Genomic DNA, 25,437 nt, shown 5'->3' on the forward strand with positions numbered 1-25,437 from the left:
TCTTTACCTCTTTTAGAGTTTAACCTCTTCATAACTCTCTTTTTCAAGATTATAAACATAGGCTTCCATAGGATTTTCACCGACTTGAAACATGATTTTACACGCATCAAAACCTGATTTTTTTAAACCCTTTTCCGTGACCTCTAAAACAAACGCACGGGTACTAAAAAGATGTGTTGATGTATCACCTTCATAGGCAAATTCTTCACCAGTGATAGGTGTAAATCCCTCTTTTTTCAAATGTTTTTCAAAAACTTCTCTATTTTTTAATCCCTCAACCTCTACAATTAAAACCACATGCATTGCCACGATATTACACTCCTAACTTATCTAAATGTGCCAAAAATTCATCGGCATTTTTAAAGCCAACCAAGCGTAATTCATGGACTTCCTTTCCTTCTTTAAAAAACAAAATTGCAGGAGGACCATAAATATTAAACGCCTTTTGAAGGGCTTTATCTTCAGGAGTATTATAAGTCACATCGGCTTTTAACAATGTAAAATGAGCTAGTTTTGCTTTCACCCGTTCATCCCTAAATGTCAACTCGTCAAACTCAACACAATTCACACACCAATCGGCATAAAAATCTAACATGACAGGTTTTTTTGATGCTTGAAGCGCCACCTTGAGTTCTTCAAGGCTTTTTACTTTCGTAAAAGGCGAGGATGGACTCGTTTCAACTGAGGTTTTAGATGTTAATGTTTCCAAAGGACGTAAAGGATTCGTTGCCCCACTAACAAAACCAACAAAAATTAAAATACCATAGACCAAACAGAACAACCAAAAACTTTTGAAAAGCCTTCCCCAACCCTCTTTAGCAGACTCAAGCGCACCAAAATAAATCGCCGTACTGACGAGCAAAAGACTCCATAATACCATATTCAAAGAAGCAGGAATAATACGTGAGAGCATCCACAACGCTACGCCTAAGAGCATAATGCCAAACAGTGTACTCACCCGTTGCATCCACACGCCAGGTTTTGGCATGTAACGCCCTGCTGTTGTCCCAATCATTAACAAAGGCGTTCCCATACCAACACTCATCACAAAAAGTGCCGAACCGCCTAAGAGGACATCTCCACTTTGACCAATATACATCAGCGCTCCAGCTAATGGAGCAGCCACACACGGTCCTACAATCAATGCGGAGAGAAATCCCATAATAGCAATTCCAACAATACCTTGCGTTTGAGCCTCTCCTGTTTTTTTACTCACCTTATTTTGAATAAAAGAGGGCATTTTAAGCTCATAAAATCCAAACATTGAAAGCGCTAAAAAGAGAAAAATAGCACTAAAAAAGGAGATGACCCACGGATTTTGCATGGAAGCTTGAAGATTTGCGCCAAATAAAGCAGCTAAAACCCCTGCGATTGTATAAGCACATGCCATTGCCAACACATACACTAAAGAGAGCATAAACCCTTTTTTAGCACTCATATTACTATTTGGCTGAGAAATAATGATAGAAGAAAGAATCGGTATCATAGGAAAAACACACGGTGTTAAAGATAAGAGCAATCCAAATCCAAAAAAACTGAGCAACACCCATGCTCTGTCTCCTTGCATGAGTTGTTGTGTAATGTGGTCTTGTTCCGATAAAGAGTTAGAAGCTGAAACACTTTGTGTCGAAAAACGAAACTCTTGACTTAATGGCTGATAACAGATACCTTGCGTTGAACACCCTTGATAAGAGAGTTTGAAGGTCACATTTTTTGCATCTATGTGTTGTTCTTTCAAAAGTGCAAAAGGAATTTTTAACGTAAAAGAGTTGTGCTGTACAAGACTCTCATGGTACATCTGCGCTTTAGGGCGTTCCACCAATGCTGTAATATCCACGACTTTAGGCTGCGTAATTTCGAGCTTAATTTTAGTATCATAAAGGTAAATACCCTCACCAAGTGTAACATCAATCGCAATGCCTTCACTCTCTTGAGAGAAAAGAATCTTAAACGCCTCTTCAACACTCAAAACTTTTGATGTCTGAGCACTAAACGCCAAGGAGAAGGAAAAAAAGAAAAGGATAAAAAAGCGGATAAACTGTTGCACAAAGTCACCTTTTTAAAAAATATTCTTTATTGTAGCGAAGAAGCATAAATCTTTTTTAAATTAAAAAGAGTATGCTATTTTGATAAAGGAGTATCCATGAGTAAAAAGAAGCATAACGAGATTCTCTATAAACCAGAAGAGATTGTTCATTCACAGAACACAGAAAAAGAAGAGAAGGTTCAACTGTGGGTTAAAAAAAGTGACATTGCCTATGAAAAAGAGCTTAAAATCCTTCAAATAGAACTGTTAAAATTTCAAAATGATGTCAAAGAAAAGGGACTTAAAGTACTCATTCTCATTGAAGGGCGTGACGCAGCAGGTAAAGGTGGTACCATTAAACGGATGACAGAACATCTCAATCCCAGAGGTGCTAGAATCGTAGCGCTCTCCAAACCTTCCGATACAGAACGCACACAATGGTATTTTCAACGCTATGTTGCACATCTTCCTTCTGCAGGTGAAATCGTTTTTTTTGACCGTTCATGGTACAATCGAGCAGGTGTTGAGCCTATCATGGGGTTTTGTACGCCAAAAGAGCATCAAGAATTTTTACGTGAAGTACCCACTTTTGAAAAAATGCTGACCAATGCAGGGATTATGCTCTTTAAATTTTATTTTTCTGTGAGCAAAGAGGAACAAGCCAAACGCTTTTTAGAACGTAAAAATGACCCTCTTAAACAGTTTAAACTCTCACCTGTCGATGAAAAAGCACAGGAGTTATGGGATCAGTATACACAAGCGAAGCAAAGTATGATTCTTGCCTCACACAAACCCTATGCTCCATGGATTATTATTCACTCTGATGATAAAAAAAGTGCAAGGCTCAATACCATCAAATATATTCTCAAAAATGTAGAATACCCACAAAAAATTCATAAAAAGGCACTCAAAGCAGACCCAAAAATCGTCCAATCAGGAACAGATTTTTTATTACATGTAAAGAAGTTTATTAACACAAATGGGAAATTAAAAGTTTGATGTATTCGGTATCTAACTTATTTTTTCCCTCATCACGCATTAAAGCAAGGGCGTTATAGGTGCTATAAGCGCCACGATAAGGCTTGTTCGTAATTAACGCATCAAACATATCGCAAATCGCAATCACTTTTGCAAAAGAACCTATATAAATTCCTATACGTCCTCGTGGATAACCACTACCATCAAGGCGTTCATGGTGATCTTTAATCGCATTTAAAATGACCCGATCTCTGATCCCACTCTTTTTCACACGCTCCACACTCAACTCAACATGACGTTGCATCATCTCGATTTCTTTTGGATTTAAAAAATCAGGCTTAGCTAAAAGCGCTTCATCCAACTCACATTTTCCAATGTCATGTAGCATTGCAGCCAAAACAAGCTTTTTTTGGGTGACTGGGTTAATCCCCATATGTGCGCCTAAGAGTGCGCTAAAAAAAGCAACCTTAACCAAATGTGCCGAGAGCAAATCCCTTTCATCTAAAAAAGTATTGAAATGAGAAAGCCTAATACGATACTCATTCACCAAAAAAACCAACTCATTGACAAGCGATTCAAGAGCATCTAGCGGAAGCGTTTCTTCCTTTTGCTTTAACCATACATCAAAAAGAACTTTTGAATTTTCATAAATAGCATTGAGTTTTTCAGTGATATTTTGCGTGTATGCTGTAATTTTCGAAATTCCTAAGGCGTTTTCACATGCTTGAATATAGGAAACCTCCTCTTCATCCATCAAGGTACAAAGTTTGGAGCCATGCTCAAGACAATACGCCTGATAATCAGAATAATCACGATTGTGTACATAAATATGCAAGTGACGTTTAATCAATGTAGCATAAATACGTTCACTTAAAAACGTACCTTTCTCAATTACAATAGCAAACCCGTTAAATCGCTGAATATAACAATCAAAATTTAGGCATGTTCCACGTTTTAAGAGACGTTTATCAATGGGAGTAAACCCTTGTTTGAGAAAGATTTTAATGACTTTTGCCATCGACCAATACCTTTATACGCTTCACTGCTTTTTATGAAAGATATTGTATCACAAGGAGGAGATAAAAATGAGGATTATAAGAAAAGGTTGCCCCAATGGGGCAAAACCTTTTACATGTAAAAGCGGTTATTCTACTTCAGCGTCGATAACATCGTCATCTTTTTTAGCTTTTGGTTGCTCACTATCAGAAGCCCCACCTTGCTCTTTTTTATACATCGCTTCAGCCAATTTATGACTTGCTTCACTTAACGATTTTACTTTTGCATCAATCTCATCTTTACTTGCACTCTCATTGGCGAGAACATCTTTAAGCTCTTTAAGTGCTGCTTCGATTTTTGCTTTCTCTTCAGCACTGATTGCATCGCCCATTTCACCTAAAGATTTCTCAGTTTGGTGTGCTAATGCATCTGCTTGATTTCTTGCATCAACGGCTTCTTTACGTTTTTTATCCTCTTCTTTATGAAGCTCTGCATCTTTAACCATTCTCTCGATTTCAGCATCATCCAAACCTGAACTACCAGAGATTTTAATCTCTTGCGCTTTACCAGTGGCTTTATCTTTTGCAGAAACGGTTAAAATACCATTGGCGTCAATGTCAAAAGAGACTTCGATTTGTGGCACACCACGAGGTGCAGGTGGTATATTGTCAAGATTGAACTGACCTAATGATTTGTTGTCCCTTGCAAACTCACGCTCACCTTGAAGGGCATGAATGGTCACAGCCGGTTGATTATCTTCTGCGGTTGAGAAGACTTGAGATTTTTTAACAGGAATGGTGGTTCCCTTCTCAATCAACTTCGTCATAACGCCACCTAATGTCTCAATACCAAGGCTGAGTGGCGTAACATCTAACAGAAGAATATCTTTCACATCACCTTTAATAACCGCACCTTGAATCGCAGCACCAATGGCGACCACTTCATCAGGATTGACGGATTTGTTCAGCTCTTTTTCAAAGAACTCTTTTACTTTTTGTTGAACTAAAGGAACACGTGTTGATCCACCGACCATAACAATCTCTTTAATCTCCCCTTTTTTCAAATCAGAATCATTCACAACTTCTTTGATTTTTTTAATCGTAAGGGCGACTAAATCTTCAATCATTGACTCAAATTTTGCACGAGTAATTTTTTTAACCAAGTGCTTAGGACCTGTGGCATCGGCTGTAATAAATGGCAAGTTAATCTCTGTCTCGTTAGAAGATGAAAGCTCTTTTTTCGCATTTTCAGCTGCTTCTTTAAGACGTTGAAGTGCCATAACATCCGCTTTCAAATCAATACCATTCTCATTTTTAAATTCTGTGACTAACCAATCAATTAAACGGTTATCAAAGTCATCACCACCTAAAAATGCATCACCACCGGTTGAGAGAACTTCAACAACATTATCGCCTGTCTCAAGTACCGTTACGTCAAATGTACCACCACCCAAGTCATAAACAACAATTTTCTCAGCCTCTTTTTTATCTAAACCATACGCAAGTGCTGCCGCTGTTGGCTCATTGATAATTCTTAGAACATTAAGACCTGCAATCGTACCCGCTTCTTTGGTCGCTTTTCGCTGAGAGTCGTTAAAGTAAGCAGGAACGGTAATAACAGCATCGGTTACCTCTTCACCCAGAAAACTTTCTGCATCTTCTTTAAGTTTCATCAACACTTTTGCACTGATCTCTTGTGGTGTAAATACCTTGCCATCAATTTCAATCGCACATGCACCATTTCTATCAACAACCGCATAAGGAAGACGTTTTTTAGCCTCACCTGCTTTTTCTTCATTGCTCATTAAACCCATAATACGTTTAATAGAATAAATAGTACGTTTTGGGTTGGTCACTGCTTGACGTTTGGCGGTATCACCGACTAAAACCTCTTCTTTATCCGTAAATGCAACAACAGATGGGGTGGTATTTTTACCCTCTTTATTAGGGATAACTTTGCTCTCCCCTCTTTCATAAACACTCACACATGAATTCGTTGTTCCTAAATCGATTCCAATCACTTTTCCCATTTTTTATCCTTTGATTTTTATTTTTGACACGCCAACAAAGCGAAGCTTCTTTTGGCTACGTTAGCCACTAGGGCACTAAAGCTTGCCGACACGTCGGCAGAAACTTACATTTTTATTTGACAATACTCACCATCGCTGGTCTTAAAATACGCTCTTTAATTTTATAGCCCTTTTGAAAAACTTGTAAAATCTCACCGCTTGACTTCTCCTCACTCTCTACTTGCATGACTGCTTCGTGGAAATTTGGATCAAACGTACCTTCAATATCGACTAACTCAACACCATGTTTTTCAAAAGTTTTTCGAAATTGCTCAATGGTCAATTCCAAACCTTCTTTCACTTTGACGAATAAATCAGCACTATCAACGTCCGCATTATTCCCCGCTAAAATAGCCATTTCTAAAGAATCAATAGCCGGTAAAAGGTCTCGTGCAAAGACTTCATGCGCATACGCAATCGCCTGCATTTTCTCTTTTTCTAAACGTCGTTTCATATTGTCAAAATCAGCATTCGCTCTTAAATATTTATCTTCAAGCTCAGCAACTTTGGCTTTTAATTCCTCAACTTCGCTTTTTTGTTCACACGAGAGTGCTTCCTCATCCAGACAACACTCAGGAACAATCTCAGCGGAAATATCAGCAATACTTTGCTCTTCTTTTACTTTTTCATCCACATACTACTCCTTAACTTGATTAAAAAATGTTTCGAAATCACTCTCAATTCGTCCAAAACAAAAAAGATCAACCGTTGATTCTTCATCAAGGAGTTGTGCCTTTTGTTTAATCGCCATACATCCTCTTGGAACAAACCCATCAAAATAGAGCCCATTTTCAATCGATTTTACAAAATGAAGCATTTGAAAGGTACGAATCAATGCATCATTTTGTAATTCATGTGCAATGGAATAAATAACCTTATCTCCCTCTCGCAACAATGAAGCGTGTGAAAAAAGAGCTAAAAGCTTGTCGTGAAGCTCATAAAGTCCCACCTGAGCGGCGATATCTTTAAGCTCTTGCATCGTACATCCTATAAATCTCTGTAAAAAATGCTCGACCTTATTATTATACTGCAAGACAACCTCATGCTTATCAAAAACCAAAATTAAAAAACGCTTATCAACCACAAGAATCTCTTTAAATAAAAGATCCGTTGACGGTTCAACAATACAAAAAAGCTGATGGGAATGTGTCACATGTTTAAGGGTATCAATGCTTTTTAATTTCACAGGATGCGTGACATCAAGCTTCTCTTCCCAATAACCTCTTAAGGCACTCAGCGTTGGAACTCGACCACTGCTTACATGTAACTGTTCAAGAGAACCCTCATCAGAAAGTTTTTTAAAATAAATACGAATCGTAGAAGGGGAAAGTCCTAAGGTCATCTTCATCTGCAATTCAGAAGAGCCAATAGGTGCTTTTGATTTTAGATATGCTTGAATAATCGATTCTAAAATCAACTCTTGTTTTGAAGCTTTTTTCATTTTTAGCACTCTTCCCCTTTAATTGCTGATGGAATTATACAACATTGAGTGTGGTATTGTCAAGCAATAGAGAAAAAAAGCCTCACTCTTTTTTTACATGTAAAGAGAAAGGCTGATTTTTAGTAGCGAACAGGGTGTTTTGAGCGTTTTTTGGTACGAATAAAAAGAAGTTTTAAAAAGTGTCTAAACTCATTTTTTTTCTCCTTTAAACGGGAGAAAAAACCTTCATTATGATGGAGTGTTGTAAAAATTTCATTTAAAGCTTGTCGCTCATCTTTAGATAGAGTGCTCATTCGTTTTCATCCTTTAATTCAGTCACAATCCGTTTAATCAAACGAATCGCATCCCCCTCGTCCAAAACACCCAGCATTTTAAAAATTGCCGATGCTGCTTGTGGCTGAGAGTTACCAAGCCTCCAATCTTGATAGGTTCGCATTGAAACTCCAAGTTTGTCTGCCATCTCACGCTGAGAAATCTTTTTGCCCAAAAATTTCGATTCGACAGCATTATGAAGAAGATTGAAAATATCATTTGTTTTCATGCCCATGATTCTAGCTAAGGCAGGTTTAATTATACATAAATATGAATAATTTATACTCTATTCTATCTTAAAAAATACATTTTACTGTTTTTTTATAAAATATATATACATTTTATAAGTTAAAAAGTTATTTTTATACGTTTTTCTGTATAAAAATAAAAAAAGTTGCAGAAAAGGAAAGAAACTGTTTTCGACAAAAGAATAAAATGAGTTTTGAAGGTTACATGTAAAGAAGAAAAATAAAAAGGAAGCAAAGGCAAAGAGCCTTCGCTCTTTACCAAAAAGGCACTGACTATTTATCTCTAATAGAAAGCTCTTTAATGATTTTGCTGTATGTAACAAAATCTTTACGTTTAAGATATTGCATCAATCGTTTACGTTGACCAACGAGTTTAAGAAGTCCTAATCGTGAAGAGTGATCTTTTTTATTACTCTTAAGATGTTCTGTTAAATCACTGATTCTTTTAGAAAGAAGAGCGATTTGTACTTCTGGAGAACCTGTGTCTCCCTCTTTTCTGCCAAATTGACTAACAATTGCTTGTTTTTGCGCCGAACCTAAAGCCATAATGACCTCCTGAGTTGGTAATTTTAATTTCTTTTGGTAAAAACCAAAGCTTGGAATCATAGCGAAAAAAAATAAAATTGTCTAGCACATCTTTTTTTAAATTTAAAGCAAATTATAACGTTTATTTAGTACAATATTTATCTTATTTTTACAAATAATGATTTCGACCTAGGGAACAACCATGCTCTTAACCAAAGCGAGTGAATACGCACTACTATCATTAATTATTATCGCGCAGAAAAATACGCCTCAGGATGTCGATACCCTTTCAACGCAATTAGGACTTTCGAAAAGTTTTTTAGCTAAAATTCTTCAATCCCTTGCAAAAGAAGAGATACTCTCCTCTTTTAAAGGTGCTCATGGTGGTTTTATGCTTGCTAAAAAACCTGAAGAGATTACCCTAAAAATGGTCGTTGAATGTGCCGAAAAAAAACAAACCGTTGTGTTTGAATGCTCACCTTCAACACAAAAATGCCCTGGTGGCAAAGGAGATAATTGTCGTGTCTGGCCTGTTTTAAACAAATTACAGTCTAAAATTGACCTCTTTTTAGATACGATGACCCTTCACGATATTATTAATGAAAATTAAAGGCATTGATTGGCAAAAAATCAAAATTCACTTCTTGCAAAGGTTATTCCTTATTTAGAACCTTTAATTAAGGCTAAAGACTTAACCGTTGTCATCTTTATTGTCTCTATTCTAGCCATCATTATTGTCCCATTACCTAGTCCTATACTTGATTTTTTTCTTGTCATTTCACTTTCCGTTTCGGTTTTAATTATTTTGATTTCACTTTATATACCAAAACCAACCGATTTAACGACATTTCCAACGCTTATTTTGATTATTACGCTTTTTAGACTTGCCTTAAATATCTCAACGACCCGTATGATTTTAACCAATGGTCATGAAGGTCCCGATGCGGTGAGTGAGATTATTTCTAGTTTTGGACAGTTCGTTGTCGGTGGTAATTATGTTATTGGTATTGTTGTTTTTTCAATTCTCGTTTTAATCAATTTCATGGTTATTACCAAAGGTTCAACCCGTGTTGCAGAAGTTGCTGCACGTTTTACCCTTGATGCGATGCCTGGAAAGCAAATGGCGATTGATGCGGATTTAAATGCAGGACTCATTGATGAAAAAACCGCGCGTAAACGCCGTGAAGATATTATTCAAGAAGCTAACTTTTACGGAGCCATGGATGGTTCGAGTAAGTTTGTTAAAGGTGATGCTGTTGCAGGTATTATTATTACCATCATTAATATCATTGGTGGTTTTCTTATTGGATCCTTTCAGCACGATTTAGATTTGGCTGTCAGTGCCCAAACCTATACGATTTTAACCATTGGCGATGGTCTGGTCTCACAACTTCCTGCACTGATTAGCTCCACCGCCACAGGTATTATCATCACCCGTGCCAATAAAGCAGATGAGCAAAGTTTCACCGATGGCGCTGTTGAACAACTTTTTGGAGAGTACAAAACCCTTCTCATTGTTGGCTTTATCTTGATTATGTTTGCGCTGGTTCCAGGACTTCCAACCCTCTCCTTAGGCTTTGTAGGCTTACTCTTTTTGGGGCTTGGATATCTTGGTAAACAGACGGCTGAGGGGCATTTTTCATTACAAAAATTCTTCTCACAAACACCTGCTGCGATGCAAAAAGCACAACAAGAAGCCGAAAGTAAAGCGCAAAGTGCACACGCTCAGAAGAAAAGTCCTGAAGAATTACGCAAAGAGGAAGAAAATACCCTCAATGACATCTTAAAACTTGAAATCCTAGAACTTGATTTGGGCTATCAACTCATTAAATTAGCAGACCCTGCTCAAGGGGGCGATTTATTAGACCGTGTGAAGAGTATGCGTCGCAAAATTGCTTCTGATTTTGGGTATTTGATTCCACAGGTGCGCATTCGTGATAATTTGCATCTAAATCCAAATCATTACCAATTATTACTCAAAGGCATTGAAATTGGTAGCGGGGAAATTTATCCCGATAAATTTATGGCAATGGACAGTGGTTTAACCATCGACAAAGTACAAGGTATCCCTACCAAAGAACCTGCATTTGGTTTGGATGCTATTTGGATTGATGCCAATGCTAAAGAAGATGCCATTATAAAAGGATACACCACAGTTGATCCTGCAACGGTTATTTCAACCCATTTAAGTGAGCTCATTAAAAAGTATGCCGAGGAGCTTCTCACCCGTCAAGAAGTTCAAAGCCTTGTCGATAAACTCCAAAAAGATTATCCTGTGGTGGTTGCAGATTGTCTTAAAGTAGCAAATGTCGGACTCATTCAAAAAGTACTTAAGGCACTCTTACATGAAAAAATACCGATTAAAGACCTTTTAACGATTGTGGAGACGATTAGTGATGTCGCAGAAGTCACTAAAAACGTGACCATCATTGTGGAGCAAGTTCGTGCAAAACTCTCTCGGGTTATTACCAAACAATACAAAGATGAAAATGGCATTTTAAAACTCCTCACGTTCAATGCTGCAACCGAGCAAAAGTTGCTTGATGCCCTAAGAGAACGTGATGGAATACGAGATTTGATTTTAAATATTGGACAAATCAATACCCTCGTTAAAGCATGTAGCGATGAAGCAACCAAACTTTTGCATAAAGGCATTGCGCCTGTTGTAATTATCGTTGATCCACTGCTACGTAAGTCGCTCTCCGATATTTTCGAAAAATTTGGTCTTGATATTGTTGTGCTCTCACACGCAGAAATTGATTCAAGCTCAAAATTTGAAGTGATGGGCTCCATCGAAATCGACAAACTCTAAATTAACTCAACTAAGCATTAAGGAATTTTATGAACTATAAACTACATCACCTCTCGCATACCGATTTGGATGGCTATGGCTGTCAAATGGTGAGTGCTCATTTTTTTGATTCAATCAGTTTTTACAACTCTAATTATGGCAAAGAAATTAACGAATGTTTTAATCAAATTTTAGCCCAAATACAAACCTCCTCTTTTGAAAAACATGTGATTCTTATTACCGACCTTAACCTAACGATGGAACAAGCCACAGAGTTTCAAGCCAAAGTAAATATTGCTGAAAAAGAGATACTTTTACTTCTCTTAGACCATCATAAAACAGGTGAAGAGTGCGCGAATACTTATGAATGGTATTACTTAGATTCCAGTCGCTGTGCCACTAAAATTACCTATGATTTTTTCAGTGCTCTTTATGGACACAATGAAGCCTTATCTCATTTTGTAAATGTGGTCAATGCTGTGGATATTTGGTTAGAAAATGACCCTCATTTTGAGTTAGGAAAAGTGTGTATGGGACTTGTAAGTAGTGCTAAAGAGGTCAATAAAATCATGTTTCCTGAAGAAAACACTCAGTATATTTTTTCTCTTCTCTCTCAAGCCCAAGCCTTCTTTACATGTAAAGATGCGCACATCGCTTTAGATGATGCCATCCATGGAATTAAAAAGAGCTACTTTAAGAGTAACAAAAATGACACCCTAAGCAATCTTATTTCTGCGTACAATGTTCGTTTATTAACCCAAAACAAAGAGAAAATGCAAATTAATTACAAAGAATATAAAGGGATATTGACCTATAACATTGGCAATGTATCTGTCATTGGCAATGACTTCCTAAGCGCTAACCCTGATTTTGATTTTTTTATGGATGTCACCTCTAAAAAGACCATTAGTTTACGCTCTAGCGGTAAAGTAGATGTCAGTAAAATCGCCGCACAAATCGCCAATGGTGGAGGACACCACAATGCAAGTGGCGGTCTTCTCAGCAATTTCAAAGACGCTTTTATCTATGATAGTATCAAATCTCAAGTGATGAATATCATCGCCAACAAAGGATAAATAATGGATACAAAACAACTCGAAAAAGAACTTCAAAATGCCAGAGATGAAATCGAAGAGATGGCGATGCAACTTGCGGATATGCTAGGTGCAGCACTCTATTTTGCGGGTGTGAAGCAAGAGGATTTGCCAAAAGCGATTGATCTTTATGTCAATAGTTTAGATGAAGTTTTTGAAGATGAAGATGAAGAGAGTGAAATGGGCTTTGAAGAGGTCATTGAAGTGATTAATTTTATGAAATCCAAGCACCCTAAACTCTTCCAAAAATAGCATTTTAAGAAAAAGGGTTTACCCCTTTTTCGCTATAAATGTCGCAAAATTTCCCCACTTAAAAATGGTCTCAATCGTTGTAAAACCAATATCTTTCAGCATGGCTTTATTCTCTTCTTCGGTGTAAGGAATCAAAACATTTTCTAGGGCTTCTCTTTTTTGCGCAATCTCAAAATCACTATACCCTTGTGTGCGCTTAAACGCATAATACAAATCAATCATCTCTTTATTAAGCACTTTATCGTCAAAGACAATTTTTTCACTAAAAAGAAACAATCCATCAGGGTTGAGTGCGTCATAAATTTTACGTACAAAATCACCTCGTTGCAAAGGGCGAATAAATTGAAGCATATAATTAGCAATAATCACATCTTGATGGCTAAGAGCTACTTGCGTAATATCTGCTTCTTGAAGCTCTATTTTTGCGCCATACGCATGGACTTTTTGCTGTGCAATGCGCAACATCGCCTCAGCATTATCAATCCCTAAGAGATGATAGCTTTTGTTCATTTTATGCAGAGCAAGAAGGGTATTTGCCGTGGAACAGCCAAGGTCTACGACGCGCGCATTCTCTTTTACATGTAAACAAATCATTTTACATGTAAGCTCTAAAACTTCTTTGTAAAAAGGAATGGAACGCTCTAGCATATCATCAAAAACGATGGCGACATCCTCATCAAACTCAAACTGTTTACTAATGGGTTTTGTAAAGACCTTATCCATGTGAGCTTATCTCCCAAAAGTCACCCAAATAGAATCGACAACTCTTTAAAAACTTTTGGGCACTTTTAATATCACACTCAATTTGCTTTTTCAAATCACTGAGTGCATTAAATTTTTGATTTTCACGTAAAAAAGCAACAAAGAAAAGTTCCACAGGTGTTGTTACCTCCAAAATATCTTCTCCAATAATATGCGTCTCAACAGAAAACATTCCATCCGTACTGTGTCTTGTCCCAATAAATGAAACCGAATCATATACGTTTTGTCCAATACGTGAACGTGTCGCATACACCCCTTCATGCGGAATCAAATAGTCTGAAATTTTCAAGTTTAAAGTCGGAACCAACTCTTTTTTTCCAATCCCCTGCCCACTTACAATACTCCCTGTGATAGAGTACTCACGCCCTAAAAAACGATTTGCCTCTTCAATTCTTCCCTCAATTAAATAGGTTCGAATAAGACTCGAATGAATGGAAATTCCCTGATATGTAAACTCTTCAACAACTTCAACTTCGCCATCAAATAATTTTTGCAAATCATAAGCATTACACGCACGATGTTTTCCAAAGAAGAAGTCATACCCTACAACAATTTTCTTCAAGTTCACAAACTCTTTTTGAAGCAAGGCAATAAACTCAGCACCGCTTAAATGTTTTACCTTTAAAAAATGTAAAAACATACACGGGCATCCCGCGTATTCGCTACGCTTAATACCTGGGGTTAAGTTGGCTTCATCTTTATCAATGACACATAAAGCGCCATGATGCCCTAGGCGCTTTATGAGCTGCCGATGTCCCACATGAATGCCATCAAAACTACCGATGGCAAGTGTATCAACACTCTCTTTTCTTAAAATAGTAGAACGTTTCAACATTCCCCTCTTTTCCTTTGATGCGAGATTCTTTTTTCTCTATAAGTTCCCATCCTAGAGCCACCGTTTTTGATTCAAACTGTTGTTGCGCACGGACGATAGCCGCACCATCTTTGACAACACCTTTGGTCGTACGCTTAACATTTTTTCCCACTTCAAATTGAGGCTTAAACAAAATAATAATGTCACATTTTGCCAAACGGTCAATCTCTCCTAAAAGAGCACTCACCCCAATAAATGAAACATCACAACTGACCATATCATACGTCTTATTAGGGGTAAAAAGTCGTATATCACTATTTTCATGTAAAATAATGCGATTATCGACTCTAAGAGTGGAGTGAAGTTGCTCACTTCCCACGTCCACCGCCGTCACACTCTTCACTTCTTCTTCTAACCAAACTTGTACAAATCCACCTGTACTACTGCCAATATCCAAGACCTCTAAGCCTTTTACATGTAAAGAGAGATCATTGATAAATCCACGCAATTTAAGTCCTGCACGGCTGACATATTGGGAAATTTTTTCAACATCTACCTTATCATTCTCACAGACTTCAAAAGAGCTTTTACGCTCTACGTTACCATTCACCCAAACACTACCCTCTTTAATGAGTTCAGATGCTTTATTGCGACTTTGAGCGAACCCTTTTTCAAATACATAATTGTCTAATCTCATATTAACATCTCATTTACTTCCGCTTCACTCAGCGTTTTGACACCCAATTCAAGTGCTTTGTCCAATTTACTACCTGCCTCTTCCCCAAAAATCACAAAATCCGTTTTCTTAGAGACACTGCCACTCACTTTCGCTCCTAAAGATTCAAGCATCGCTTTCATCTCATCACGAGATTTGGACATAGAGCCTGTTAAGACAACCGTTTTGCCTGTAAAAACCGACTCTGTAATTTCAAGTTTTGATGCCACAGGCGCAATAATCCCCATAAGCTCTTTGGTCTCAACGGCATTGACGTGAATAAACTCCACCAAACTTTTTGCCATCTCTTCACCAAATCCCTCTAAGCCAATAATCTGCTCGTGCGTTGCCTCTAACCACTCTAAGCCAAAGGTTCTCGCAATCTTTTTAGCCGCTACTTCACCAATGTGCTCAATGCCCAAAGCATTAATAAACTTCTCTAAAGCCACCCCTTTACTCTGAGCAATCGCATCCAAAAGGTTTTGTGCTTTTTTAACTTTAAATCCCTCTAATGCTAAGAGCTGCTCTAAAGAGAGTGTGTACAAATCTTTTACATGTAAAACCACTTTTTGCGCATAGAGTTGCTCAATAATCTTATCACCAAGACCGTCAATATTGAGCGCTTTTTTCGAAGCAAAGTGAATCATCGCTCCAACAACCCTCGCATCACAGGAGAGGTTTTGACACTTAATAAGCGCTCCCTCATCCAAAAGTTCTCCCCCGCATACAGGACAGACCAAAGGACGTTTGGGAATGACTTCTGTGCCGTCCCTGCGCTCCACCAACACTTTAATAATCTTTGGAATCACATCACCACTACGAATAATAATAACACTATCCCCTATGCGAATATCTTTACGCTCAATTTCATCAAAATTGTGAAGTGTGGCGCGCTCCACCACAACCCCTTCAATATTCACCGCTTCGACTTCCGCCACAGGTGTGACCACCCCCGTACGTCCCACTTGCAGGGTAATGGCTCTAAGCTTTGTTACCTTCTCAATGGCTGGAAATTTAAACGCCACCATCCATTTAGGATACTTCACGGTATAGCCTAACTCCTCTTGTAAGGCAATTTCATCGACTTTTACCACCATGCCATCCATCATCATCTCAATGGCATCACGTGTTTCAATCAATTCGTGATAAAGCATATGAACGTCTTCCACGTTTTGTGTGACAACAATGCGTGGTGGTTGTAAAAAACCCAAATCATACACAAAGCGCATTTTCTCACTTAAACGTGTCTGCACTAACTGATTTTCCCCAATGCCCCATGGATAAAACATCAATTTACGTTTAGCTGTTACACTCGTATCTAACTGTCTCAAACTCCCTGCGGCTGCATTTCTAGGATTCGCAAAAAGTGGCTCATTTGTGTGCAAACGCTCCTCATTTAAGCACTCAAAATCCGCCTTTTTAATCACCACTTCGCCTCGAATCTCAATCAACCCTTCATAGGCAATCTGCAACGGAATAGAACCTATCGTTTTAACATTTTGCGTGACATCCTCGCCGATGCTTCCATCGCCTCTGGTAATCGCTTGTTGAAGCACACCTTTGTCATAAATAAGGTTCATACTCGCCCCATCAAACTTAGGTTCGCAATAAAAGGTAAAATTTTCTTTAACTTTTTTAACACGCTCTATCCACGCATCCAAATCGTGTTCATCAAAAACATCTTCCATGCTCCACATACGGGCTTTATGCGAGGCTTTATTAAAACCTTCAAGCACCATACCACCCACACGCTTTGTAGGGCTACTCTCATCCGCAAAGAGAGGATTTTCCTTCTCAAATGCCAAAATCTCATGGTAGAGCCTGTCATACTCTTCATCACTGGCAATGGGCGCATCATCGACGTAATAGGCTTTTGCCCACGCTTTTAAAATCTCTATTTTTTCACTGTATTCTTGAAAATTCATGCGATGTAACTGCTGTAAATAAGTTTCATAAGGGTCAAAGCGACCATCGTAAGGAAAAAGAGTCGAATAAACTTCACCTCTTTTTTAATCACCATATTTGAGCCAAAATAAGCGCCTATTACCTGTCCAAAGCCCATCAAAAAGCCGATGGCAAAAAGTACATTCCCACTCCAGAGAAAAACCGCTAAAGAGACAATGTTACTGGTAAAATTCATCACTTTGGTTTGTGCGGTGGCTTTTTTGAGGTTAAGTCCTAAAAGCCCCACCATAGCTATTGTCCAAAATGTCCCCGTTCCAGGTCCTAAAAAGCCATCGTAAAATCCAATCGCCAAACCGAAAATAAAAAAGAAAAGATGTTGCCCTAGATAAGCATGACGGTCACTCTCCCCCATTTTAGGCGATAAAAGTGTATAAATAAAAATCGCCACGAGCATGACAGGAATCGCTTTAGCGAGCATATTAGGATCCATCAGTAAAATAGCATAGGTTCCAAGAGCGGCACCCACAAAGGTATACAAAACACCTTTGGCTACTTCAGACCATTTAATAAATCCTTTGCGAATAAAATTAAACGCTGCCATACCACTGCCAAACGTGGCTTGCAATTTATTGGTCGCTAACGCCACATGCGGAGGCATACCAGACGCCATTAACACAGGAATAGTGATAATGCCTCCCCCACCTGCAATCGCATCAATAAACCCTGCGACAAACCCTGTCACCACAAAAATCACATAATAATAAAATTCAAATTCCATCTTTTTTTACGTCCTCATGCCCATCTTCTAAAAGCATTGCTTCATTTTCAGATGTTTTTTCAGCGTTTTCATTGTTAAGTGTCTCTACTCCTTCGGTGGGAGATGGCACTTCCACTAAAGCATCACTCGTCTGCTCTTTCGTTTCTAAAGAAGTATAAAGCTCCAATGCCCCTTTGGTGGCGGAAGAAACCTCGTTATAACTTCCATCTCGAATGTGTCGCCAAATATCCCGCTTGACAAGACTAAGAACGTAACGTCTATCACCACCAACAACCCGCCCTAGTTCATGTCCTCCACACGCATTACACATAAAAAATGTTATTTTATTTTGTAAATTCTCCTCAGAACGACAATTTTCATCATCCACCATCAGCATCGCTTGACACTTAGGGCAATAACACCACAGCCCTATCACTTCGTCTTTTTTATACTTCCATCGCCATAACACTTTAAACAAAATCATTTCACGAAAATGATAATACTTAGGTCTCATTAAATAACGCACCACAAAAGGGGATGCAATTAAAATACAACAAATCGCCACCGCACCACTATGAACAACCCATAAAGGAATCTCATAAAGAGTACTGATACGGCTTAAAAGGTCAACAATTTTTTCCAAAGAAATATCCTAAACAATAGTCTGAAGCGCACGTGCAACGCTGAGTGCCTGCACATGTTCATACACATCATGCGCTCTAATAATACTTGCTCCATGCTCATACGCTTTTACATGTAACGCCAATGTCCCCGCTAAACGCTTTTCTATAGGCGTAGCAATAATTTTATCAATCATAGATTTTCGACTCGCTCCCACCAAAAGAGGATAACCAAAACGTAAAAAATGCTCATGATGTTGAAGCAGTTGTACATTCTGCTCTAAAGTTTTACCAAAACCAATTCCCACATCCAAAATAATCTTCTCAATTCCAAAGCGTTTTGCTTTTTCAATGCGTTCTTCAAAAAACGCATCCACTTCAAGCACAACATTCTCGTACTTTGGGGATTCTTGCATGGATGATGGCTCACCTTTCATATGCATCAGCACCACACTTGCCTGATGCGTTGCCGCCATACGTGCCACATCATCATTGGCTAACGCAGTAATGTCATTGACGATTTGAAATCCCCTTGAAAGCGCATACTCTAAACATAAAGGGGAGTAACTATCAAGCGAAAATTTGGCTTTACATGTAAGATGATGTTGAGCGATCAAATCCACAATGGGGGCAATGCGAGAGAGCTCTTCCTCTTCACTCACACCAACACTACCAGGACGGCTTGAAACACCACCCACATCAATGATGCTTGCACCCTCTTCTATCATGCGTTCAATGTGCCTTAACGCAGCTTTCCCACTAAAACGACTGCCTTGAAAAAAACTATCTTCATTGGTATTTAAGATGCCCATAACTGAAAAATCATGTTTACATGTAAAGCGTAATTCCTCCAACTCTTTAGCTAACGCTTTCAATCCAAAAGGCTGAACTCTCTCTTTGATACTCAGCTCTTTTAACTGTTTATCATTCGCTATTAAAAGCGCATCCACCATAGGTACTTTACATGTAATCGTCTCTTTAGGAACGGCTAAATCAGCACCAATGGAAAGAGCGTCTTGTTTTAAAATATTGGCAGCAGGCGTTTTTAAATCTTTGATATAGATAAGATTGAGATGCGCTTTTTGCTTTAAAATCGCACACCCCTCAGGGGTAACATCCAATTTTTTTAAAAGTGCTTCAAGAGGTGTATGAGAGGAGAGTTTATAACAATTCATCGATGTTTCCTAAGCATAATCGTCAATAAAAGTGTACTTAAAATCGTTTGAGCTTTGGAGTTTAGCTCAACCAAATGCACCAATTTTTGAAAACCTTCTAATTCATTTTCACTAAAACGCAGGTGATGTTCATGCAGAGCTTCATAAATAATCGCCTGAACAAGCTCTTTAAGTACCCCTTTTTCACAACCTTGATGCTTTTGAACAAAAGGATAAATATCGCCTAAATCGAGTCGTTTCAAGTCAAGTCCTGAATGCATCACCTCACACTCAGCCACTAACTCTTTTTGAACCAAACGAGAGCGTATCGTAGGAAGCAGTGCTGTTTTAGAAGGCGCAACCACAATAAAAATAATATGACGTGGAGGTTCTTCCAAAATTTTCAAAAGGGCATTTTGCGCTTCAATGCGGTAACTTTTTGCCACTAAAATCAAGTATTTATGCGTAGCTTCGGCGATATACGCCTCTTTAATAACCTCTTTGGCATCTTCAAGTAAAAATTCATCTTTGAGAAAAAAAAGGTGACGTGCTTTGGTGTACACCTCTTCAAGATGCGCTTTGGCTTTTTCCACATTTTTCGAAATTAAAATATGGCTAAAAACCTCTTCTTCACTCGTTTTCAAAGGTAACCTCAGCAAAAAGTACCGCATCAATACTTTTATCTAAGAGTCTAAAAAGCTGAATTAATTTTATATCCAAACTATCATCATCACTTAAAAGATAAAAACTGTTTTGAATATGCTCATCCATAATCCACATAAAACTATCATCTTTACGTTTAGCGATTTGCATTTTAATATCGCTGTTTTTACCCACGTAAAAAAAAGTATAGCCACTGGGAAAAGCTTGAGAGAGCATATTTTCTAAAAGTTCAATATCATCTTTTGTTTTGACTTGATACAAATTGGGATAGAGCGTTTGCAAGGAGATAAAAGGCAATATCGGTCTATTTTTATGATGGTTATTAATGGCTCTGAGCATATAGTGACAAAACCATGCTCTATCCTCATCGGTAATGACAATAAAGGTATGCCCATCTAAAAGGTTTTTAAGCATGGAAGCACAAAGCGGTACCCATTCGAACCGCTTCTCTTCCATCCAACTCATCGTAGAGCCATCTTTTCGTATCTGCTCTAGCGTCCAGGTTAGAAATTTTTGCATCAACTATTTATCCAACTGATACGCACTGTGCAGAGCACGAACGGCTAATTCACCATATTTGGCTTGAATGACCATCGAAATTTTAATTTCACTGGTACTAATCATCTCAATGTTAATGCCCTCTTTTGCCATCGTATCAAAAGCTTTACACGCCACGCCACTGTGTGATTTCATACCCACACCCACAATCGAAACTTTCACAATTTCGCTATCGTACTCCACGCCCTCACTCGCCTTGAGCTCATTCATCGCTTTTTTCGTCATTTCAAGTTCATTTTGAGGAACGGTAAAGCCTAGATTGGTGGTACCATCGTGTCCTACATTTTGAATAATCATATCAACATTAACGTTACTGTCTGCTAGTTTTTTGAAAATCTCAGCGGCGATACCGGGTTTGTCTGTTACGCCACGAAGAGTCACTCTAGCTTGATTTTTATCGAGTGCAATACCGCTAACTAATGGTTGTTCCATAATATTATCTTCCTTTGTAATAAGTGTTCCCTCATTGGTGTTAAAGCTACTACGTGTCACTAAATTGACATTAAGTTTTTTTGCCATTTCAACCGAACGGCTTTGAAGTACTTTCGCTCCAAGACTTGCAAGTTCAAGCATTTCATCGTAACTGATTTTATCTAGCTTTTTTGCTTTAGGTTCAATACGTGGGTCTGTGGTATACACACCATCCACATCGGTATAAATCTCACACAAATCTGCTTCCAACGCTCCTGCAATCGCCACAGCAGAGAGATCACTTCCTCCTCGTCCAAGGGTTGATACTTCACCATTATGTGTCACCCCTTGAAATCCCGCAACCACAATAATCTTTCCCTCAGCTAACGCCTCTTTCATCGCACGAGTGTCAATATGCTCAATACGAGCCTTCGTATGAACATCATCGGTGACAATTCCTGCTTTTCGACCACTCATCGAAACAGCGTTGTATCCCTTTGCTTCTAAAGCAATCGCTAAAAGCGCACTGGTAACACGTTCCCCTGAACTGAGTAACATATCTACTTCACGAGCATTAGGCGTGGCACTAAAATGTGCAGCAAAATCTAACAGTTTATTGGTCTCTCCACTCATCGCAGAAACCACGACAACAAGGTCATGCCCTTTTACCTTACTCTCAATGACTCTATTAGCAACAGCCTCGATACGCTCGACATTGCCAACACTTGTACCACCGTACTTTTGAACGATCAACATCTTAAAGATACCCTTCTTTTTTAAAATAGTCTAACACTTGTTTATAGACAGGTCGTTTGAAAAAGGTAATATGATCAAATACCTCATCCACATTCACAAATTTAAAGTCACAGAACTCTGGCTCTTTGGTGACAAGATTGATTTTATCATCTTGCTTGAGTCTTACTAAAAAATATTTTTGGCTTTGACCATCAAAAGGGTACATCTTCTGAGCAATTTTTTGAGGGAAATCGTATTGCAGCCATTCAGGGAACTCTGCAATAATTTCAACATCACCCGTTCCAATCTCTTCTTCTAGTTCACGAAAAAGTGCCTCTTCAGGGGTTTCACCCTCATCAATTCCCCCTTGTGGAAATTGCCATGCACCTTCAATATCACTACGACTCCCAATAAAAACCTCACAGTGAAAAGGATACTTAGAAGAGACCACCACCGCAGCAACATTAGGTCTGTATCGTTTTGGTGATTCCATAATTGCCTATTACCTCTATATTTTTGTTACAATGGTAACGAAAAAGTCATTAAACTTGCTTGATATAAGGATTTTCGTGTTAGCCTATATGCATATCCCCTTTTGCGACAGTAAATGCCCTTACTGCGCTTTTAACTCTTATACCAACCAAAGCAAACTCAAACAAACCTACATGCAACGCTTGATTGAACAGCTACGCTTTGAGTTAGAAAAATTTAACGTACAAAAAGGTGAAATCAACTCCCTATTTATTGGGGGAGGAACACCTTCAACCATTCCTGCTTCGTGGTATGCTCCTTTATTTGAGATGCTTTCTCCTTATCTTAGCAAAGAAGCAGAACTGACCTCCGAAGCCAATCCTCACTCAGCGACCCAAGCATGGATAGCAGGGATGAAAGAGCTAGGCATCAACCGCTTAAGCTTTGGTGTACAAAGTTTCAACACAGAAAAACTCCAATTTTTAGGGCGAAACCATAGCCCAAAGATGGCAGAAGAAGCCATTATCAATGCACACCATTTAGGTATCCAAAATATCTCTTTAGATTTGATGTATGGCACAGCACTTGATACCCCGCACCTCTTACGTGAAGATTTGAAATACGCACGCATGCTTCCTATTAATCATCTCAGTGCTTACGCCCTCACGCTTGAAGAAGAGACTCCTTTTTATACCCAAAAAAATGTTATCAATAGCGAGGAAGCCCTTGCAAGAACTTTTGTACAGGAGATTATTGATGCGGGATTTCCCCAATACGAAATTTCAAACTTTGGCAGCTATGAGAGTTACCATAATAAAGGCTATTGGGAACATCAAGATTATTTAGGATTAGGGGCTGGAGCGGTTGGATTTTTACACCATCAACGTTTTTATCCTGCTAAAAAAGTAGAAGATTACCTCCAAAATCCATGCTATCAAGCGATAGAAGAACTCAGCATAGAAGAGTTACATGTAGAAAAAATTTTTTTAGGATTACGTAGCTGTGTGGGCATTGATAGAACCATTCTCAATGCTAAAGAAGAAGAAAACGTAGCCCTTTTACTTCAAGAGAATAAACTTACATGTAAAAACAATCGTCTTTATAACAAGGACTATTTTTTAAGTGATGAGTTGGCGTTATTTATCACCCGCTAACGCCTCATCCTCTTCCATCGCAACCTTTAAAAGGGCTTTTGCTGCTTCTCGCCCTTCGTTGACAATGTGCTTTACATGTAAAGATTTCAGAAGCTTCTTCTCATCATAATCACTCGCTTTGGCAACAATTTTAATGGGTGCATTAAACGACTTTAAAATTTCACACAATAAAATCAACTTTTTTTCATTATTAATCGCAACAATCACCGCTTTAGCATTTTCAACAAAAGCATTTTTCAAGATGCTTTTTTCCGCCGCATTGCCAAAATAGACAGGCTCACCCCTACTTTGACCCAATTTAACCAGATTAATGTCATGCTCTAAGACCACATAATTCACATTCATCTTTTTCAAACGATAGACAATTTCCTGACCTAACTTTCCATACCCACACACGATAATATGATCTTTAATGCCTGATGAATGAATCATAAAATCTCCATTGCTAGGCTCTTTGGTAATGGCATCGACAATTTTTTTCATATTTTTTAAGATAAAAGGTGTCATGACCATCGATAAAACAACCGTCACAATCAAAATCTGAGTCACGGTGTTACTGAGCAAATGACTCGAACTAGCGAGTGCTAAAATGGCTAAAGAAAACTCTCCTCCTTGACACAAAGCAAGTCCTGTTTTAAGCGCAACCCTACCACCCACAGAGAAAAATAAAATGGCAAAAACAACGGCAATTTTCAAAGCTAACATCAACACCAACGAGAGCAAAATCATCTCATAATTTTCAACCATCAGATTAAAATCAATTTGCATCCCCACGGTAATAAAAAAAAGTCCTAACAATAAATCACGAAAAGGAACAAGGTCAGCCTCAATTTGATGTTTGTACTGACTCTCAGACATCATCATGCCCGCTAAAAAAGCACCCAGTGAATACGAAAATCCTAACATATGTGCCAAAAACGATGCCCCCACCACAAATAAAAGCACCCCCGCAATAAAAATTTCCTGTGTATCTGCCCAAACTACCAGCGATAAAAAACGATTGAGAACATATTTACCGATAAGATACATCAATCCTAAAATGATGACTACACTGTAAAATGTCTGCAATAAAAGCGCAGAAAGAGTGCTTTGTTCGTTGGAAAAGATATGAATCATCAACAAAATCGGAATCACTGCAATATCTTGAAACAACAAAATACCTAAGGCTTTTCGACCATAAACGGTATGAATCATTCCCTTATCGTTAAAAATTTTCAAGACAATCGCAGTAGAAGAAAGGGCTAAAGCATAACCAATCATAATGGCACTTTTTTTCTCCATGCCAAATAAAAACTCAGCACTTAACGCAATCACACCGCCCACAAGTCCTACTTGCAAAAGACCATAAAAAAAGACATCTTTTTTCATTGCCATCAAATGCTTAATGGAAAACTCAAGCCCAATCGTGAACATCAAAAAGACAATACCAAACTCGGCAATATGCGTTAAAGAGTCGTTATTACGCCCCAATTCAAAAAGATACGCAATAGCAAAACCTGTAAAAATATACCCGATAATCGTAGGAATATTAAACCGTTTTAAAATAATGTTCAAAAATGTTGCTATTGCCGTAGCACTGAGAATGATCGTGAGTAAATTATCCAAAATTACTCACCAAATAAAATAATTTCATAGCTGTTTTTGTGTTTCACCAAAGGATTTTTAGTTTGCGTGTTCTTTTTAGAAAGACCACTCACTTCTGTACGCAATGATTCGATAAGGACTTCATATTCATCGATTCGCTCTTTAAGTTGCATAATAATATCCACACCCGCCAAATTAACCCCCAAATCCCGTGTCAAGCGTTGAATCATCTTGATTCTATCAATATCGCGTTGAGAATAAAGTCTCATTTTACCATCCGTACGGGAGGGAATCACCAACCCCTCACGTTCATATTGACGCAGAGTCTGCGGGTGAATGGTTAACACTTTGGCAACAACGCTGATAAGATACACAGGTTCTTCATAACCATGATGCATACAAG

28 protein-coding genes are annotated in these 25,437 nt (G+C 38.3%); 6 read left to right on the forward strand and 22 right to left on the reverse strand.

Annotation, left to right across the window (positions count from 1 at the left end; translation table 11 throughout):
- Window positions 1-12 precede the first annotated feature (12 nt).
- Both SDEL_RS06860 and dsbD read right to left on the reverse strand, forming a co-directional pair.
- Entirely contained in the window at window positions 13-303 is a 291-nt protein-coding gene (locus SDEL_RS06860; RefSeq protein ID WP_041666540.1) for a hypothetical protein, read from the reverse strand.
- Between the two features lie 10 nt (window positions 304-313).
- Window positions 314-2,047: a protein-disulfide reductase DsbD gene (dsbD, locus tag SDEL_RS06865; RefSeq protein ID WP_012857126.1), complete on the reverse strand. Its 1,734-nt coding sequence runs from the start codon at window positions 2,045-2,047 to the stop codon at window positions 314-316.
- A gap of 96 nt (window positions 2,048-2,143) precedes the next feature.
- Between dsbD and ppk2 the strand changes: the two genes are divergently transcribed.
- Entirely contained in the window at window positions 2,144-3,025 is an 882-nt protein-coding gene (gene ppk2 / locus SDEL_RS06870; RefSeq protein WP_012857127.1) for a polyphosphate kinase 2, read from the forward strand.
- Here the strand turns inward: ppk2 and SDEL_RS06875 are convergent.
- The 7 genes from SDEL_RS06875 to rpsO all read right to left on the reverse strand — a co-directional run bounded on the left by SDEL_RS06875 (window position 2,997) and on the right by rpsO (window position 8,615).
- Window positions 2,997-4,022: an HD-GYP domain-containing protein gene (locus SDEL_RS06875; RefSeq protein ID WP_012857128.1), complete on the reverse strand. Its 1,026-nt coding sequence runs from the start codon at window positions 4,020-4,022 to the stop codon at window positions 2,997-2,999. The genes ppk2 and SDEL_RS06875 overlap by 29 nt on opposite strands.
- Window positions 4,023-4,148: 126 nt before the next feature.
- On the reverse strand, window positions 4,149-6,029 hold the full coding sequence (gene dnaK / locus SDEL_RS06880; RefSeq protein WP_012857129.1) for a molecular chaperone DnaK: 1,881 nt from the start codon (window positions 6,027-6,029) through the stop codon (window positions 4,149-4,151).
- A gap of 112 nt (window positions 6,030-6,141) precedes the next feature.
- Entirely contained in the window at window positions 6,142-6,702 is a 561-nt protein-coding gene (gene grpE / locus SDEL_RS06885; protein WP_012857130.1) for a nucleotide exchange factor GrpE, read from the reverse strand.
- Between the two features lie 3 nt (window positions 6,703-6,705).
- Entirely contained in the window at window positions 6,706-7,509 is an 804-nt protein-coding gene (locus SDEL_RS06890) for an HrcA family transcriptional regulator (protein ID WP_012857131.1), read from the reverse strand.
- Between the two features lie 119 nt (window positions 7,510-7,628).
- Window positions 7,629-7,802, reverse strand: coding sequence for a hypothetical protein (locus SDEL_RS12150; protein ID WP_012857132.1), 174 nt, complete (start codon window positions 7,800-7,802; stop codon window positions 7,629-7,631).
- Window positions 7,799-8,050: a helix-turn-helix domain-containing protein gene (locus tag SDEL_RS06895; protein ID WP_041666332.1), complete on the reverse strand. Its 252-nt coding sequence runs from the start codon at window positions 8,048-8,050 to the stop codon at window positions 7,799-7,801. Before SDEL_RS06895 ends, SDEL_RS12150 begins: the two co-directional genes overlap by 4 nt.
- A gap of 292 nt (window positions 8,051-8,342) precedes the next feature.
- Window positions 8,343-8,615, reverse strand: a complete 273-nt coding sequence (gene rpsO / locus SDEL_RS06900; RefSeq protein ID WP_012857134.1) for a 30S ribosomal protein S15 — start codon at window positions 8,613-8,615, stop codon at window positions 8,343-8,345.
- A 181-nt stretch (window positions 8,616-8,796) separates the two neighbouring features.
- Here rpsO and SDEL_RS06905 point away from each other — a divergent pair, with 181 nt between their 5' ends.
- From SDEL_RS06905 to SDEL_RS06920, 4 genes are read left to right on the forward strand one after another with little or no spacing between them, the layout of a single operon-like run.
- On the forward strand, window positions 8,797-9,204 hold the full coding sequence (locus SDEL_RS06905) for an RrF2 family transcriptional regulator (RefSeq protein ID WP_012857135.1): 408 nt from the start codon (window positions 8,797-8,799) through the stop codon (window positions 9,202-9,204).
- 9 nt (window positions 9,205-9,213) lie between these two features.
- Window positions 9,214-11,406 (forward strand): flagellar biosynthesis protein FlhA, encoded by a 2,193-nt coding sequence (gene flhA, locus SDEL_RS06910; RefSeq protein WP_012857136.1) that lies wholly within the window; start codon window positions 9,214-9,216, stop codon window positions 11,404-11,406.
- A 29-nt stretch (window positions 11,407-11,435) separates the two neighbouring features.
- Window positions 11,436-12,461, forward strand: a complete 1,026-nt coding sequence (locus SDEL_RS06915) for a DHH family phosphoesterase (protein WP_012857137.1) — start codon at window positions 11,436-11,438, stop codon at window positions 12,459-12,461.
- Window positions 12,462-12,464: 3 nt separating this feature from the next.
- Window positions 12,465-12,731 (forward strand): hypothetical protein, encoded by a 267-nt coding sequence (locus tag SDEL_RS06920; RefSeq protein ID WP_012857138.1) that lies wholly within the window; start codon window positions 12,465-12,467, stop codon window positions 12,729-12,731.
- An 18-nt stretch (window positions 12,732-12,749) separates the two neighbouring features.
- On the opposite strand, the gene cmoA is transcribed toward SDEL_RS06920, so the two are convergent.
- From cmoA to SDEL_RS06975, 11 genes are read right to left on the reverse strand one after another with little or no spacing between them, the layout of a single operon-like run.
- Complete coding sequence (gene cmoA, locus SDEL_RS06925; protein WP_012857139.1) at window positions 12,750-13,454, reverse strand: carboxy-S-adenosyl-L-methionine synthase CmoA; 705 nt, start codon at window positions 13,452-13,454, stop codon at window positions 12,750-12,752.
- Window positions 13,447-14,328 (reverse strand): bifunctional riboflavin kinase/FAD synthetase, encoded by an 882-nt coding sequence (locus tag SDEL_RS06930; protein ID WP_012857140.1) that lies wholly within the window; start codon window positions 14,326-14,328, stop codon window positions 13,447-13,449. The genes cmoA and SDEL_RS06930 overlap by 8 nt, the downstream gene beginning before the upstream one ends.
- Window positions 14,288-15,004: a 23S rRNA (cytidine-2'-O)-methyltransferase TlyA gene (gene tlyA, locus SDEL_RS06935; protein ID WP_012857141.1), complete on the reverse strand. Its 717-nt coding sequence runs from the start codon at window positions 15,002-15,004 to the stop codon at window positions 14,288-14,290. The genes SDEL_RS06930 and tlyA overlap by 41 nt, the downstream gene beginning before the upstream one ends.
- Complete coding sequence (gene ligA / locus SDEL_RS06940; protein ID WP_012857142.1) at window positions 15,001-16,947, reverse strand: NAD-dependent DNA ligase LigA; 1,947 nt, start codon at window positions 16,945-16,947, stop codon at window positions 15,001-15,003. Before ligA ends, tlyA begins: the two co-directional genes overlap by 4 nt.
- The gene (locus SDEL_RS06945) at window positions 16,944-17,705 is read right to left on the reverse strand and encodes a TSUP family transporter (protein WP_012857143.1); all 762 of its coding nucleotides are present in this window, start codon (window positions 17,703-17,705) and stop codon (window positions 16,944-16,946) included. Before SDEL_RS06945 ends, ligA begins: the two co-directional genes overlap by 4 nt.
- Window positions 17,695-18,327, reverse strand: a complete 633-nt coding sequence (locus tag SDEL_RS06950; RefSeq protein WP_012857144.1) for a hypothetical protein — start codon at window positions 18,325-18,327, stop codon at window positions 17,695-17,697. Before SDEL_RS06950 ends, SDEL_RS06945 begins: the two co-directional genes overlap by 11 nt.
- Before the next feature lie 9 nt (window positions 18,328-18,336).
- Window positions 18,337-19,479, reverse strand: a complete 1,143-nt coding sequence (gene folP, locus SDEL_RS06955) for a dihydropteroate synthase (RefSeq protein WP_012857145.1) — start codon at window positions 19,477-19,479, stop codon at window positions 18,337-18,339.
- On the reverse strand, window positions 19,476-20,102 hold the full coding sequence (locus SDEL_RS06960; protein ID WP_012857146.1) for a DNA polymerase III subunit delta': 627 nt from the start codon (window positions 20,100-20,102) through the stop codon (window positions 19,476-19,478). The genes folP and SDEL_RS06960 overlap by 4 nt, the downstream gene beginning before the upstream one ends.
- Complete coding sequence (locus SDEL_RS06965; protein ID WP_012857147.1) at window positions 20,089-20,640, reverse strand: HobA family DNA replication regulator; 552 nt, start codon at window positions 20,638-20,640, stop codon at window positions 20,089-20,091. The genes SDEL_RS06960 and SDEL_RS06965 overlap by 14 nt, the downstream gene beginning before the upstream one ends.
- 3 nt (window positions 20,641-20,643) lie before the next feature.
- On the reverse strand, window positions 20,644-21,846 hold the full coding sequence (locus tag SDEL_RS06970; protein WP_012857148.1) for an aspartate kinase: 1,203 nt from the start codon (window positions 21,844-21,846) through the stop codon (window positions 20,644-20,646).
- Window position 21,847: 1 nt separating this feature from the next.
- On the reverse strand, window positions 21,848-22,318 hold the full coding sequence (locus SDEL_RS06975) for an RNA pyrophosphohydrolase (RefSeq protein WP_012857149.1): 471 nt from the start codon (window positions 22,316-22,318) through the stop codon (window positions 21,848-21,850).
- A gap of 76 nt (window positions 22,319-22,394) precedes the next feature.
- On the opposite strand from SDEL_RS06975, the gene hemW reads away from it, so the two are divergent.
- Window positions 22,395-23,450, forward strand: a complete 1,056-nt coding sequence (gene hemW, locus SDEL_RS06980) for a radical SAM family heme chaperone HemW (protein WP_012857150.1) — start codon at window positions 22,395-22,397, stop codon at window positions 23,448-23,450.
- Here the strand turns inward: hemW and SDEL_RS06985 are convergent.
- A complete protein-coding gene (locus SDEL_RS06985; RefSeq protein WP_012857151.1) occupies window positions 23,433-25,055 on the reverse strand; it encodes a cation:proton antiporter in 1,623 nt (540 codons plus the stop codon). The two genes, hemW and SDEL_RS06985, sit on opposite strands and share 18 nt — an antisense overlap.
- A gap of 2 nt (window positions 25,056-25,057) precedes the next feature.
- Window positions 25,058-25,432 (reverse strand): heat shock protein transcriptional repressor HspR, encoded by a 375-nt coding sequence (locus SDEL_RS06990; protein ID WP_012857152.1) that lies wholly within the window; start codon window positions 25,430-25,432, stop codon window positions 25,058-25,060.
- Between the last annotated feature and the right edge of the window lie 5 nt (window positions 25,433-25,437).

The sequence above is a fragment of the Sulfurospirillum deleyianum DSM 6946 genome, from assembly GCF_000024885.1.
Taxonomy (GTDB): domain Bacteria; phylum Campylobacterota; class Campylobacteria; order Campylobacterales; family Sulfurospirillaceae; genus Sulfurospirillum; species Sulfurospirillum deleyianum.